We start from the raw sequence: 14190 nt of genomic DNA, 5'->3' as shown, positions 1-14190 counted from the left end.
TTAATTAATGTTTGCTTAAATAATAACATTTTGACATACATATTTAAATATTATCAAAATTGACAACTCTATGTTTCATCATTTTGTCTTACTTTTATCAACTGGTTTTCATGTACCGTTAACAAAACTTGACGATAGCGCTGTATCGGTACCAAGCGTAGCGGTGTAATCGGTACCATGCTATCACTGCAATCGGTACCGCTTGTATCGCTGCAAGCGGTACCAAGATTTCAGTTCTGCTTTTCAATTTGCAAAGGTAATTTATTTTTTCAATTTCTGGCGCATAGAATCGCCTTTTAACTCTATTTTACTTGCATTTGCCACCAAACGGTCCATAATGGCATCTGCCAAGGTAGGATCACCTATGTAATCATACCATTTGGCAATGGGAAGCTGTGAGGCGATAATGACGGACTTTCTTTCGTATCTCTCTTCTAGGATTTGAAGCATTGCGAGTCTGGTCTTGTCATCCATTGGCTGCAACCCGAAGTCATCCCATATGAGCAAGTCATACTTTTCCAGATTGGTTATCATCCTCAGGTACGACCCATCCAGCTTGCTGAGTGCAACTTTCTCCACAAAGCTGTTCATATTGAGATAGAGAGTTCTGTAGCCTAGCATGCAAGCCTGTCTTCCAAGGGCACAGGCAAGGAAGGATTTTCCGCAGCCGCACTTTCCTTGTATGAGCAAGTTCTCATGTCTGCGTATGAAGGCACAGTCGGCAATGGCGGCAAGGTCATCCTTGGTGAAGTTGCGGTCTGTTCCACAGATGACATCCTCTAAGAGTGCCGTATATCTAAGCTTGCTGATTTTTAGATACATGGCGGTCTTTCGATCTCGTCTGTCCTGCACCTCTGCATCCACCATCTTGGAGATGGCGACTTCCAGGGATGGGCGGTTCTGTACAGGAAGGCTGGTCATGGCCTCGAAGGAGGATGACATACCTCTGAGTTTCAACTCGTTGAGTTGTATGATGGTTTCTTGTAAGTTCATGTTACTATATATGTTTAAATGTTCATAAATGCCTCCGCGCCTCTCACATAGTCGTTCTGTGGCACATTTGAGACTGTTTCTTCCCCGTCAACTTGGTCAAGGTTCTTCTCCAATACGTTGCGGATGGTCGTGTAGGTGATGGATGAACAACCTGCCAGACGCTTGCAGGCCTTCTCCAGGCGCTCCTTGCCATACTTGCGCTTGAGAGACAGGACTCCTTGGCAGGACTTGTACGACTGCTCGACATGCTTCGTGCGATTGAGGATGGATTGGACTGCGGAAGTGGTGTTGCTGCCAACCAATGCTGCCTCCTCCAGAAAATAGGCGGCGTTATATCCCTGTCCGTGCTTGTAGGCAAGATGTTTGTCTGGCATATGCTCGTCAAGCGTGCTGTATCCAGATCCTTGGCGACGCTGATGGATGGCTATGCGAGAACTCCCGGAGTAAACCTCCACGGTATCTAAGTCCCACAGTACGCTCACCTTTTGCCCGACATACTGGTATGGCACGCTATAGTTGTGCTTGTCAACCATGACGTGATAGGTACCGGACAGTTTCACCTCCTTGCGATATCTGAAGCGGTATGGAGTCATGGGCAGTTTGCCCAACGTAGGTTGCTCTTCCGCCTCGAAGATGTCACGTCTGCTTCTCCCTGTCGTTCTGGACGGCTTTTCATTGAAGCCGTCCATCAACTCATAGATACGGGCATTCATACTCGGTAGATTGTAAAACACCTCGTCATGTAGCAGAGCGTAGACGGCATTGTAGGTCTTTTGGACGAGTCCCTCGACTGGACCTTTGTCCCTGGGAGTGCGAACCCTGCAGGTTTGGAGGGTTGTATCGTAGTAGGCGGCCCATTCCACGGCTGCATCATTGAACGCTGGCTCGTAGCGGTCGTATTTCTTCACCCACTGCTTCATGTTGTCACTCTTGGCTATGCGAGTTGTTCCGCCGAAGTAAGAGAAGGCATCGGATATACCGCCGAAGAAGTTCTCCATGGAAGCGTTGTACATAGCCTTGGCAAATCCCAAGCCGCTGTATGGCAGGATACAGACCAAGACGACAACCTTGGTTAGCTCACCTGTCTTCGGGTCGGTAAGCCACAGGGTATCGCCGGCGAAGTCAATCTGCATCTCTTCCCCAGGAATATAGGTGTTATGGAAGCTGAGGTTGTGTGAGTACTGATACTTACGGATTGACTTCTTGAACTGGGTGTATCCATATCCGTCGGGATGCTCCTTCTTGTATGACTCGTGCAGGGCTTGAATGGTGAGGTAGCGGTTATGCGACAAGTCTGACACATATTCAGGCAACAGCCCGTCCAGCACCTGACGTTGGGAAGATGGGGCTGCTGTGGGTTTGGACAACTGGAGGAAAGATTCTATTTCCCCGTCACTCATGCGGCCTATCACGCCATAGGACAAACCTTGGGAATCCGCCAAGGTCTTGTAACGGTTCAGTACGCCACGTCCCATGTGTAGTTGCTCGCAAATGGTGCGTTGCGGTATTTTTGCCGCTAGCATTTGAAATGAACGTTTTAATTTGCTCATGTTTACATTACTTTGTGCCATATCTATACAGATTTTAAAAATTCTTCTGCAAAGATAGGCGGTTATTATTATACATGAGCAGAACTTTACATCTTTTTGGTACCGATTGGGGCGCTATGATGGTACCGATTCAAGTGATACGATGGTACCGAATGCAGTGCTATGATGGTACCGATTCATGCGCTATAGTGGTACCGATTCGCCGATACTGTCACAAAACTCAGACAATATCATATTTTATTAAAGTTTGTCAGTAAAAAACTGACATTTCAGAGAGAAAGTAGCATGCAACGCTATAGGTCTTGGTTGAGGATTGCCATAATAAAGAAGAAAAACACATTAAGATAACCTTGTAGCAATGTCTATATGAATACATACTACACAATTAGAATAGGAGATCAATTCATCAGAATATGTTTATAATGAAATAGTAAAACGAGTACACTACTTAGTTGTATTGTACTTCTAATCTATAATTCCTAGGGACAAAAATGAATCTTCCTTCCCAATGGTTAGATAAGATTTTGGTAAGAAATAAGGTACAATAAAGGGGTGAATACATAATATTAAAAGTATTCACCCCTTTATTGCATCAGTAGCTAATCATTAGAATATTTTGCCAAACAGGATGTTCATCATAGTTTTGAACAGAATCTTGGCATCGAACCACCAGGATCTGTGCTCCAGGTAGTAGAGGTCAAGACTTAGTCTTCTCAGCATCTTCGGCATCGTATCCGTATATCCGTTATATAAGGTGGCATAAGAAGTTACTCCTGGACGAATCTGATACAGATAAGTATATCGAGGATCATGCTCCATAATCTGGTCGATATAGAATTTACGTTCAGGTCGAGGACCTACAAATGCCATGTCTCCTTTAAAAACGTTCCAAAGTTGAGGAAGTTCATCGAGGTGATGCATTCTTAAAAAACGTCCAACTTTAGTGAGCCTTGGATCACCTTTTATCTCAAGAAGATCTGGACCATCTTTTTCTGCATCAATCTTCATGGAACGAAATTTATAGATAAAGAATGGCTTGCCATATAGACCTATGCGCTCTTGACGATAGATTACAGGTAGCCCATCCTCTAATCGGATAGCAATAGCACACGCTATGGCTAAAGGAGAGAAGAATATCAGACAACATGCAGCGATGACGAAATCGGCGGAGCGCTTTATAATTTGCTCCGTATTATTCATGTTGTCTTTATATTGTTTATTTTCCATCAGTTTTTTTATTTATTACGAACGTGAAAGTGCTTATTTGTCAAGTTTCTCGTAAATAGAGTTGTTGCTCTTATATTCTGGTACGATTTCTTTCATACATTTAACTGTGAGCATTTCATCGTATAACTTGCTTTTTTCAATTAAGTCATCGATTTGCTTAGATACTTCTGTATAATCGTATTCACGTACTTCTGCGATTCTTATTTTGTCATGGAACGACGGCTTGGTTGATTCCTTCTCATTAAGCACTTCCTCGTAAAGCTTTTCGCCTGCTCTCAGTCCAGTGTATTTGATTTCAACGTTCTTTGCTCCACTGAGGTTGATCATTCTCTGTGCCATGTCGGCAATTTTGACAGGTTTGCCCATGTCGAAAACAAATATTTCCCCGCCATTACCTTTTGTTCCTGCTTCCAGAACTAGTTTGCAAGCCTCTGGAATGAGCATGAAGTAGCGGATGATACGTGGGTCTGTAACAGTGACAGGTCCACCAGCTTTTATTTGTTTCTTGAATAAAGGTATAACAGAACCATTAGAACCCAATACATTGCCAAAACGTGTGGTAACGAATTGGGTTTTTCCATTGATTATACCTTCCTCTATTGCTTTGTTGAGACTCTGTACATAGATTTCACAGATTCGTTTAGAACATCCCATGACATTGGTTGGGTTGACAGCTTTGTCTGTTGAAATCATAACAAATTTCTTAACTCCATATTTGACAGCAAGGTCAGCTAGTATTTTAGTACCATAAACATTGTTTTGAATGCTCTCACATGGATTGTTCTCCATCATAGGAACATGTTTATATGCAGCAGCATGGAAAACATAGTCAGGCAGGTAAGTCTTGAAGATATGTTCCATTCTGGACTTGCTACAGATAGTGGTGACGATGGTTTCAGCTTTAATATCAGGGAATTGCTTCGCCATCATCAATCGTATATCGTGCTGCGGGGTCTCTGCACTATCTATCAGAATTAATTCCGCAGGACTGTACTTGGCTATTTGTCTTACCATTTCGCTTCCGATACTTCCAGCAGAACCTGTAATCAATATGCGTTTGCCATGAAGCATAGAACCCACGCTTTTCATATCGATGCTGATTTCATCTCGTGGTAAAAGATCCTCAATGCTAACTTCTTTGAGTTGTTGCTGTTCATTTCTGTTCCACTCCTGTGTGGTAGGCATATAGATATGTATACCTTCTGCAAGTAATGCATCCTGGAAGTCTTTATTTGCGCGAAAAACGTTGATGGCACCAGGAGAAATTAATAGGGTAGAGATATTGTTATTTCTCATTTTCCTGATGGTATTCAGGTCTGGAGCATACACTTTGGTTCCCATCAGATGATGGTGCTTAATTTCTGCATCATCAGAGATAAAGCCCATGAGTTTGAATTTCATGGGTTTACTGTTTTTGATTTGCTTGGCGAGACCGATGCCACCTTCTTTCACGCCGTAGATAAATGCATGTTTAATGTTGTAATCTGAGAGAGAGACATCAAAGATAGTCTTGGCAATCACTCTGATAGCCCACAATACTAAAGTGGAAATGAGAGCTCCAAGTACAATATTGCGGTATTCTATTTCAACTCCAGGGAAGAAATGAGTGCTAAGCAACATGTCTTTCGTTATAGCAGACAGTACCGCACCAAAAGTAACAGCATAGAATACCCTTTGCAAATCAATAAACGATGAGTATCTGAGGATACCGTCGTATGTGTGGAATATCCTAAAACCGATGGCATGGAACAATGTGAATATAGCAAATAACATAGAGAGTTGTCCTAAGATACTCAATGCCTTTGCTCCACTGTTAATCTGCTGATATATAAATAAGTAAGAAACAAATGTCACAGCACAATCTATCCAAAAAATACACCAGTATGGTAGTGATTTTTTGGAGAAATACCAATTTGATAGTCTATTGAAAAACTTCATGTTCATGAGCTTCTGATACAGGTTGTTTAATTGAACATTATTTGGTTATAATGTTTTCTTTTATCGTGTCAGTGATATAGCGTACATCTTCTTCTGAAACGCATGGCCCACTAGGCAAGCAGAGACCCTTACGGAACAAATCTTCACTGATACCATTTGTGTATGACGTACAGTCTGCATAAACGGGTTGACAATGCATAGGCTTCCATAAAGGGCGTGCCTCAATAGATGCTTGGTCCAGTGCTATTCGTAAAGCTTCAACATTCTTGTTTGGCTCCAATGATGTATGTGCGCTTTTTGCACTGTGTGTAACGCCAGCTGCACCTCCTACAGCGCCCGTAATGACCTGACTATATGCCTTTTCTTCGCCTTTAATCTTAACTCCTTCATCTAACAGAATCGTATTGAGCCAAAAATTTGAGTCAAAATCAGGTGTTGGGTTGCTATGTACGGTGATGCCCTTGACATTTGCCAATAATCTTGTATATAGGTCATGTACGTGTTTGTGATGCGCTATATGGTCGTTTAGTACAGTCATTTGACCTCGTCCTATTCCCGCACAAACGTTGCTAAGACGGTAATTGTAACCAATGTGCTCATGTTGGTAGTATGGATATGACTCTCTTGCTTGGGTTGCATAGAACATAATGCGACTCTGGCTTTCGGTGTCTGGGCATATTAAGGCACCACCACCACTTGTCGTAATCATTTTATTTCCATTGAAACTTAATACGCCATATCTGCCAAATGTTCCACACACTTGTTCTTTATAACGGGAGCCAAGACCTTCTGCTGCATCCTCTATAAGTGGAATGTCGTACTTGTTTGCTATCTGTAAGATTTCGTCAATCTTTGCTGGCATACCATATAGATAAACAACGACAATGGCTTTTGGCTTTTTGCCTGTCTTTTCTATTCTGTCAGCAATAGCTTGGTCTAGAAGCTGAGGATCCATATTCCATGTCTCCTTTTCACTATCCACGAAAACAGGTTTTGCACCCAGATATTTAATAGGGTTGCTTGATGCGCAGAATGTGAAAGACTGTACCATAACTTCATCTCCTGCTTTCACATCACAGTCTAGCAGGGCAAGGTGTACAGCTGCTGTACCTGCACTTAATGCAACAACCTTCTTGTCTTGTCCTACAAAGTTCTCCAAATCATTCTCAAAACCATTGACATTCGGTCCTAGTGGAACAACCCAATTGGTATCGAAAGCATCTTGGATGTATTTCATTTCATTGCCACTCATATGAGCAAGGCATAAGTATATTCTTTTTCTATTCATAATATTTAAAACCTATTTAAATGTTCTGAGCATCATACTTTTTATATGATTTCATTATTATATGATATTCTCTTTCCTGTGACTGTAGCTATTATAATTTTAATGTCCATCATAAAGCTATAGTGTTTAAGATAAAAGAGATTGATTCTCACTTTATCTGGATAGATAACGAAGTCGTTATATTCTTGTGGATTGGCTTGTTTGGCAAGTAATTCTTCTTCGTTACGATATTTCAGACTTGCTGGACCTGTGATTCCTGGGCGCAATTTCAGAATTTCTCTGTCTTCGCCTTCTAGTTTGTCTGCATAGCCTGGTACGTCAGGCCGGGGACCAACAAAACTCATGTTTCCGATGAGGACATTCCAAAGTTCAGGAAGTTCGTCTATTTTATATTTTCTAAGTTTAGCACCAAGAGGTGTTATTCTGCTTTCTCCTGCAACGGATACGGAAGAGCCACTATGGTGCTGTGACATGGAACGGAACTTGTACATAGTAAACAATTTACCATCTTTTCCAACTCTCTTTTGAGTAAAGATAGCAGGTCCATCCGGCATTTTTATATGTATAAGAATCCATGTCAGAAGCAATATTGGACTAAGAAAAACCAGTCCTGCTAAAGCTATTATTCTATCAAATATATATTTTAAAATCATATTGCGTATTAAGTACTCGTTTCTTTATAAACGTTTGATGATAGCGTTTATTGCATATCCGATAAAACATATTGCAGAATATATTGGATTAATATGTTCTATTTCTCTATAAACTTTCCAAACATCTTTTGCTGCTTTCCACTTTCTTGAAGTATTTGACGTAGATACTAATCGATAGCATGCTAATGTATTTTGTAGCCCATAAGCTTTGAAGCCTCTTTTCATAATGAGCAACCATAAAGCCATATCTTGAGAGCTTTTTATGTTAGGCATTATGAAATTTCCGGTCTTTTCTCTATCTATGATAACGGTAAGGCATCCGATGATAGTATTACGTAAATAACCATGGTATCCAATTATTTTTGGTACGTTGATGGTGTTTCCTGTTGGGGTACCATCTTCTTTTATGACGCTATAGCTACTAAAAGAGAATGCTATGTTTTTTTCTATCATGAATTGAATCTGGGTTTCAAGTTTATTTGAAACCCAAATGTCATCACTGTCAAGAAATGCAATATATTTACCTGTCGCATTTTCCAATGATTTGTTTCTTGCGCAAGCAGGACCGCTATTCTTTCCTGTAGAAAACAATTTGATTCTATTGTCTTTTTCAAGAAATTGTTCTACGATTTTTACTGTGTCGTCTTTAGAACAATCGTCTGTTATAAGTAACTCCCAATTGCAGTATGTCTGATCAATTACAGATTGTATTGATGCGGCTATAAATTTTGCTGCATTGTAGGAGGGCATGATGATACTAACTTTATTCATTGTATATAAATTATATTATTCTATGTATCCACATTAAAAGTGGATCAGATTAAAAATTAAAAAGATGTCTTACTTGTCATTTTCTAATGAATTTCATAAGTGTAGCGACAATGCGAGTTGCAATAAAAGGTATATTATAAGGACTTGTGAGCATCTTTATATATCTTTTTTGCAACTTGCATACAATGTGACTTTTTTGTAATATTGTCAGCTTAGTCCTGCTGGCAGACCCAACTCTTAATCTTCTGTAATATATGGCATTCTTGTCCGATAGAATTATATTTCTGACATTTTTACTGATTTCTGCCATGAATACAGAATCTTCTCCAATCTTTAAGTTTGTGTCAAAGCGGGTGTCTTGTATGCTTTTTTGACTTATGATTTTACAACAAGCAGAACTCATAAATTTTCTTCCTTTTAGTACTGATAGCGGTGCATTCTTGTGTGCAAGTTTCTCATATGCTGATGCGATGTAGTCGTTTTCAGTTTTGTTGCTATTGTTATAAAATGCTTTGACATTACTTGCAACAATGTTATTCGGAGTTGCTTTATAGTATAAATTCTCTAAATAAGATGGTGAGATTTTGTCATCATCATCTATGAAACATACGTATTCTCCTTGTGCTCTTATCAATCCAATATTCCTTGCATTTGACACACCAGGAGTTTCTGTGGTTATGACAACAGAATTAAAGTCATACATTTTTGTTAAATTGTAAATGCATTCAATATAGGGTTTAATAACTCCGTTAAGAACAATGATTACTTCAAAGCATTTCTTGTTCATTGTTTGGTTGTTTATGCTTTCAAGGCAGTCCTTAAGATAAGGGCCTGGTTTATATGTTGGAATGATGATGCTGATTTTCATGTTTTACTAATATTTTAACTTCCTTCAATTTTTGGAAATGAAGGAAGCTTATGTCTAATGTTAATCGTTAGAAATACTTGATATTGTTTCAATAATTCTTTTGCAAGCTTGCCCATCACCATACGGGTTGGTAGCTTTGCTCATCTTCTCATATTCGCTAGAATCAGATAGTAAGCATGAAACGCTGTCCATTATAGCCTGGTAATTAGTACCGACTAGCTTCACCGTTCCTGCTTCAACCGCCTCGGGACGTTCAGTTGTGTCTCGCATTACTAATACCGGCTTTCCTAATCCTGGCGCCTCTTCTTGGATGCCGCCACTATCTGTCAAAACGATGTTGGCTTTTTCCATTAGGAAAACGAACATGAGATATTCCAGAGGTTCTATAAAGAAAATATTGCCAAGATTACTTAAGTCTTCACCAAATACATCGTGGATTGGCTTACGTACATTTGGGTTGAGATGCATTGGGTAGACAAAATCAACATCTGGATGTTGGATAGCCAAATCCTTGATAGCATTGCAAATATTGAGGAAACCTTCTCCAAAGTTCTCTCTTCTGTGACCTGTAATTAAGATAAGGCGCTTTCCGTCTTGAAGACGTTTCGAATCATAGCCCTTTTCCTGTAAATCTCTAGTCAGACGAACATCAAGTTTTTTGTCATTTTTGATTTTTGCAGTAACCCAATGAAGGGCATCTATAACCGTATTTCCTGTAACTGTAATCTTGCTGTCAGTAATATTCTCTTTCAGGAGGTTCTTACGGCTCAGTTGGGTAGGGGAGAAATTATAGGTCGCAATGCGCCCTGTAATTTGTCTGTTCATTTCTTCTGGCCATGGACTATATATATCATAAGTTCTCAATCCAGCCTCTATGTGAGCTACAGGGATTTGCTGATAAAATCCTGCAAGTGCAGCAGCGGTACTGGTTGTCGTATCTCCATGCACAAAAAGAATGTCAGGACGACAGACTTTGAAGACATCGCGCATGCCAAGAAGTACTCTAGACGTAATGTCATAGAGATCTTGTCCTTGCTTCATAATGTTGAGGTCATAGTCGGGCTTAATGTCGAAAAGGTGAAGAACTTGATCCAACATTTCTCTATGCTGGCCTGTAACGCAGACTATTGTTTCAAAATCTTCTTTCTTTTCTTGGAATGCTTTTACCAAAGGAGCCATCTTTATAGCTTCAGGGCGAGTTCCAAATACTAACATTATCTTTTTCATATTTTAACTATTTATTTTAAATAACGTACTTAAAAAAAAAATATTGTATTTCGCATTTGCGATTTTTGTTATAACCTTATATCATTTAAAAAATGAGTTATTTATAAATGAAAGTTCATAATAGTTTTTATGCACTTTATAATAGTACCGAGTTCTGAAGAATATATAAATTGTCCAATTCCACCGCCAGTCCATTCTGCTATTCCAATTAACAGCATTATGGAAAATATTTTGAATTTTGTTGGCTTAAAAACAATATCTGTAAATTCTATTATAGAATTCAATTTCTTATCTATTTTATTAGGTATATAACGGACTAATGTATCGTATTTTATGGTTGTGAACATAATTATCGATGTAAATGCAGAGTAGGTGCAAATTCTAGAATAATCAGTGGACAAGCATATAAACATGGGTATTTGGAATATGTATGATAAGCAAAGGTAGAACATGATGCCTTTTCTATCATTTACTTGAAATTTATCTTTATTAAATACATACAGACCATTTGTTAAATAATATGTCATACCGATAACGCTTACAAGGCTAATTGCCAAGCAAGGAACATTATGTTCTATTCGGATAAAATTATTGTAAAAATGAAACTTCATTACCTCCATGCTATTTCTTCCAATAAACTCAATTGTTCCTATCTGGGGCAGAAACGATCTTGTTGATTCCCAAATTTGGTTTTTTGCTATTGGTGTACCTGGATAAAGGCAACAAATGGTGAACGTTAATAGTAAAATAAACAATGCTATAATCGTAGTTCTTACTTTTTGGCACTTTAATTGATTGAGAATTGCAAAATAAGGAAGGCATACAAATAGGAATGGTTCATAACATAAAATAGTAATTATGCAAATAAAGAGTGAAATATATAACCATAATCTTGCAGATAAACGTTTCCATAGAAATGTGATAAGTAAAAATGCTGATAAAATTATATAGTCTCTTCTCATATATCCCAATCCGTAAATCCCTATGCCTCCTAATAGATAACACGGGGTTAAAAAGGCAAAACCATAGTTGTATGGTTTCAGCTTACTTAAGCAATACAAAAAAATAAATGAATAAGCAGCTATAGATAATACTATAGCTAAAGTGATTGGGGATATACCGCTTATTTGGTATATTGATAATAGTAGGGAACCTATAAGCCCTCTGCGTATAAACCCTCCTTGGTAGTTGATAAATAGATCAGCAAAGGCATCCATGTAATTCTTGTGTAAAAGGAGGGCAATTATCTTGTAACTGGCTATTATAACTAGAAGTGAAGCATAGCTATAGATATATGCATTTATGATTTTATTTTTCATTATTTTTATTTTCTTTATTTTTTGACTTATATGGACTGTTATTCGGATTATATGCACTTCTGAAAGAATATGAAGGGAATTCTCCCTTTACAGCATATGTTAAATAATTGGTATATGGAAGATACCGCCATGTGGAAAAAATTTGGTTGCTACCTATTACAGATAAGCCTAGGAGATACGAAATGTATATCTTTTTTGAACGTTCTGTAAAGAAAACAGTCAGATAACTAATTCCTGCTACAAAAAATATCATATAGTAAAGTTGAAATCTCATAAAAACTTCAATTGTTGTAGCTAATCTGTAGAGAATCAAAAAGGTGATAGCTCCATTCCAAATTATTTTTCCATTTTTCATTTTGTAAATTTGGCTTTTATAGAAGCATAGTAGAATGAAAAATGTAAAAAATATGATGAATCCTAATGAAATAACTCTTCCTCCTCCCTCTGTATTCGAAGATTCAATATAGGAGCTAATTTTTCCTGCTACATAAGGGATGGAACCAAAGACATTACTGATAATAAGTGCAAGTAAGGCTCTGTTTGCAAATAAAACATTGATAGCAATATAAAGAATGATAATCTTTTTAGTACTTAAGTCTTTGTTCATATAAAAATATGCTGGTATCATAATGCATGCTGACGTATGAAATGTCATAGCTATTATGACAATAATAAAATAGTGGATTGGCTTCCTTTCCACGAGAAATCTGACAGCATACAAGGCGATACTTACTGCTATTAAGTTACGCATTGGATTGTCTATAAATAAATAGAATCCATAGCATGGTATAAAATACATCAATCCGATGTATTTAAATCTCTCACTGTATGTAATCAGTTTGCAGACGATTGTAATGTAGCATAATACTTTTGTGAATATGAAAAATACAAAAAAATCTATGTTCAAGAACCTAAAAGGAAGCATGTAGATATAATATCCGGGTTCTTGAAAATAGTTGTAAAAGAGATTGTTGAAGTTTATGTGTGTATATATATCTTCATAAACTCTCCAATCTGTTCCTGTCATATAACCGAAGCAGAGAAAAAGACATAGCAAAACAACATATATTCTTAACCAAGCAGGCTTATTTGCCTGTTTGATAAAAATAAATGCGTATGCCGAACAGAATGATAAATAGTAAAGTGCCATAATTAAATGATTTCGTTATATTGTTGGAAAATAGTTCGTGGTGAATATGATTTTTCCAATGAAAATGATTTTATTTTTCCATTTGTAAAGTCTTTGTATATTTGTCTAAGTGTCGAAAGAATATTCTTCTCGTTTTGCACAGATGAAAAGTAACTAATGTGTCCTTGTTTGTACAAGTCATTTAAAACTCCAACAGAAGGACTTATTGTAAATATAGGCTTACCTAACTGCATACTATCACTCACTTTGGTTGGTAGGAATATTCCCTCTTCGCAAGGTGCTTCAACAATGAGTTGGATGTCGTAGTTTTCCAAAATGTGTTGGCTTTCTTTGTATTTTACAGGAGGAAATATTTTTACGTATTTCTCTAGATGATTTGTGTTGACAAAGTCTTTTACACTTTGCGGGGTTTGCCCAATGAATGCGATTTCTAATTTGGCGTCTTTTTTGTTCTTGATGAACTCTGTTAATGCTCTTAGAAATGGCGCAGCATCTCTTGGTGGAAGTAAATTTCCCAAATGCACGATTCTTAAATTCTCATGTGGTGTATCGTGGTGTTCTCTTGGGATTACTACATGTGGGATTATTCTCGTCTTTTCTGGAGGAATGTTAAGGTAGCTTCTCATATAATCTCGAATTCTTTGATTTGGGAAAATATGATAGTCTGCTTTTTCCATCAGATTAAGAAGGGGGCTTTCTAATATGAAAAGTTTGGCAGTTACCCCATTACCATATGGCTTGGGATATTTTTTAGTTGGGTATGGGTCGTTCCATGTAGCAATCCATTTGTAGCCCTTTTTCTTCTTAAAATAGCTGCCTAATAATTCACTTGGACTGTTTTTTGTAATGATGGCATCGTATTGGTTTTCTTTGCATAATTTTTTTGCAGTTTTTAGTGCACAATATGCCCAATGGGCACCCTTGAAAACTGTACCAAAAATGAAGAGGCAACATAAGTGTTGCCAAATTACTTTGAGGCTCATCTTGTTGTCAACTTCTATTATGCTAACAGAATTTAGGCTTAATCCTAATTCTGCTAAATCCGTTTCTGGGTAATGGGTATATTTCATTTTTTTAGAAATTAAGTCTATTTTGTACCCATTTTCAGAAAGTACCTTGAGTAGTTTAACATTGCAAATAGCCTCTGCTCCTGTTACAGGTATGGAGGCTGGAGCTATCATAAGAATATGCTTATTTTTCATTGCT

At 37.9% G+C, this 14190-nt stretch carries 12 protein-coding genes; all 12 read right to left on the bottom strand.

Features of this window, described 5'->3' with window-relative positions; genetic code table 11:
- Positions 1–261: 261 nt before the first annotated feature.
- A complete protein-coding gene (istB, locus tag ONT08_RS11075) occupies positions 262–993 on the bottom strand; it encodes an IS21-like element helper ATPase IstB (protein WP_118201903.1) in 732 nt (243 codons plus the stop codon).
- Between the two features lie 14 nt (positions 994–1007).
- Positions 1008–2564, bottom strand: coding sequence for an IS21 family transposase (istA, locus tag ONT08_RS11070; RefSeq protein WP_264959393.1), 1557 nt, complete (start codon positions 2562–2564; stop codon positions 1008–1010).
- Between the two features lie 585 nt (positions 2565–3149).
- Positions 3150–3770 (bottom strand): sugar transferase, encoded by a 621-nt coding sequence (locus ONT08_RS11065; protein WP_264959932.1) that lies wholly within the window; start codon positions 3768–3770, stop codon positions 3150–3152.
- Positions 3771–3803: 33 nt separating this feature from the next.
- A complete protein-coding gene (locus tag ONT08_RS11060; RefSeq protein ID WP_264959948.1) occupies positions 3804–5708 on the bottom strand; it encodes a polysaccharide biosynthesis protein in 1905 nt (634 codons plus the stop codon).
- A gap of 37 nt (positions 5709–5745) precedes the next feature.
- Complete coding sequence (locus ONT08_RS11055) at positions 5746–6996, bottom strand: aminotransferase class I/II-fold pyridoxal phosphate-dependent enzyme (protein WP_264959931.1); 1251 nt, start codon at positions 6994–6996, stop codon at positions 5746–5748.
- A 41-nt stretch (positions 6997–7037) separates the two neighbouring features.
- A complete protein-coding gene (locus ONT08_RS11050; protein WP_264959930.1) occupies positions 7038–7649 on the bottom strand; it encodes a sugar transferase in 612 nt (203 codons plus the stop codon).
- A gap of 24 nt (positions 7650–7673) precedes the next feature.
- Positions 7674–8420 carry a glycosyltransferase family 2 protein gene (locus ONT08_RS11045; protein ID WP_264959929.1) on the bottom strand — a complete coding sequence of 249 codons (747 nt, stop codon included), beginning with the start codon at positions 8418–8420 and terminating at the stop codon, positions 7674–7676.
- Between the two features lie 76 nt (positions 8421–8496).
- Positions 8497–9288 (bottom strand): glycosyltransferase family A protein, encoded by a 792-nt coding sequence (locus ONT08_RS11040; RefSeq protein ID WP_264959928.1) that lies wholly within the window; start codon positions 9286–9288, stop codon positions 8497–8499.
- 60 nt (positions 9289–9348) lie between these two features.
- Positions 9349–10515 carry a non-hydrolyzing UDP-N-acetylglucosamine 2-epimerase gene (gene wecB / locus ONT08_RS11035; RefSeq protein WP_264959927.1) on the bottom strand — a complete coding sequence of 389 codons (1167 nt, stop codon included), beginning with the start codon at positions 10513–10515 and terminating at the stop codon, positions 9349–9351.
- Between the two features lie 101 nt (positions 10516–10616).
- On the bottom strand, positions 10617–11834 hold the full coding sequence (locus ONT08_RS11030; RefSeq protein WP_264959926.1) for a hypothetical protein: 1218 nt from the start codon (positions 11832–11834) through the stop codon (positions 10617–10619).
- Positions 11824–12984 (bottom strand): EpsG family protein, encoded by a 1161-nt coding sequence (locus ONT08_RS11025; RefSeq protein WP_264959925.1) that lies wholly within the window; start codon positions 12982–12984, stop codon positions 11824–11826. The genes ONT08_RS11030 and ONT08_RS11025 overlap by 11 nt, the downstream gene beginning before the upstream one ends.
- 2 nt (positions 12985–12986) lie before the next feature.
- Entirely contained in the window at positions 12987–14186 is a 1200-nt protein-coding gene (locus ONT08_RS11020; RefSeq protein ID WP_264959924.1) for a glycosyltransferase, read from the bottom strand.
- Positions 14187–14190 lie beyond the last annotated feature (4 nt).

This window comes from Segatella copri, from assembly GCF_026015465.1.
GTDB lineage: Bacteria > Bacteroidota > Bacteroidia > Bacteroidales > Bacteroidaceae > Prevotella > Prevotella copri_E.
Note: the sequence above shows the minus strand (reverse complement) of the source record. Positions and strands in the feature narration are given on the sequence as shown.

What these genes read in the sequence shown, in the direction of transcription:
- istB (WP_118201903.1), bottom strand. Translation starts at nt 993, where the DNA reads ATGAACTTACAAGAAACCATCATACAACTCAACGAGTTGAAACTCAGA.
- istA (WP_264959393.1), bottom strand. Translation starts at nt 2,564, where the DNA reads ATGGCACAAAGTAATGTAAACATGAGCAAATTAAAACGTTCATTTCAA.
- ONT08_RS11065 (WP_264959932.1), bottom strand. Translation starts at nt 3,770, where the DNA reads ATGGAAAATAAACAATATAAAGACAACATGAATAATACGGAGCAAATT.
- ONT08_RS11060 (WP_264959948.1), bottom strand. Translation starts at nt 5,708, where the DNA reads ATGAAGTTTTTCAATAGACTATCAAATTGGTATTTCTCCAAAAAATCA.
- ONT08_RS11055 (WP_264959931.1), bottom strand. Translation starts at nt 6,996, where the DNA reads ATGAATAGAAAAAGAATATACTTATGCCTTGCTCATATGAGTGGCAAT.
- ONT08_RS11050 (WP_264959930.1), bottom strand. Translation starts at nt 7,649, where the DNA reads ATGATTTTAAAATATATATTTGATAGAATAATAGCTTTAGCAGGACTG.
- ONT08_RS11045 (WP_264959929.1), bottom strand. Translation starts at nt 8,420, where the DNA reads ATGAATAAAGTTAGTATCATCATGCCCTCCTACAATGCAGCAAAATTT.
- ONT08_RS11040 (WP_264959928.1), bottom strand. Translation starts at nt 9,288, where the DNA reads ATGAAAATCAGCATCATCATTCCAACATATAAACCAGGCCCTTATCTT.
- wecB (WP_264959927.1), bottom strand. Translation starts at nt 10,515, where the DNA reads ATGAAAAAGATAATGTTAGTATTTGGAACTCGCCCTGAAGCTATAAAG.
- ONT08_RS11030 (WP_264959926.1), bottom strand. Translation starts at nt 11,834, where the DNA reads ATGAAAAATAAAATCATAAATGCATATATCTATAGCTATGCTTCACTT.
- ONT08_RS11025 (WP_264959925.1), bottom strand. Translation starts at nt 12,984, where the DNA reads ATGGCACTTTACTATTTATCATTCTGTTCGGCATACGCATTTATTTTT.
- ONT08_RS11020 (WP_264959924.1), bottom strand. Translation starts at nt 14,186, where the DNA reads ATGAAAAATAAGCATATTCTTATGATAGCTCCAGCCTCCATACCTGTA.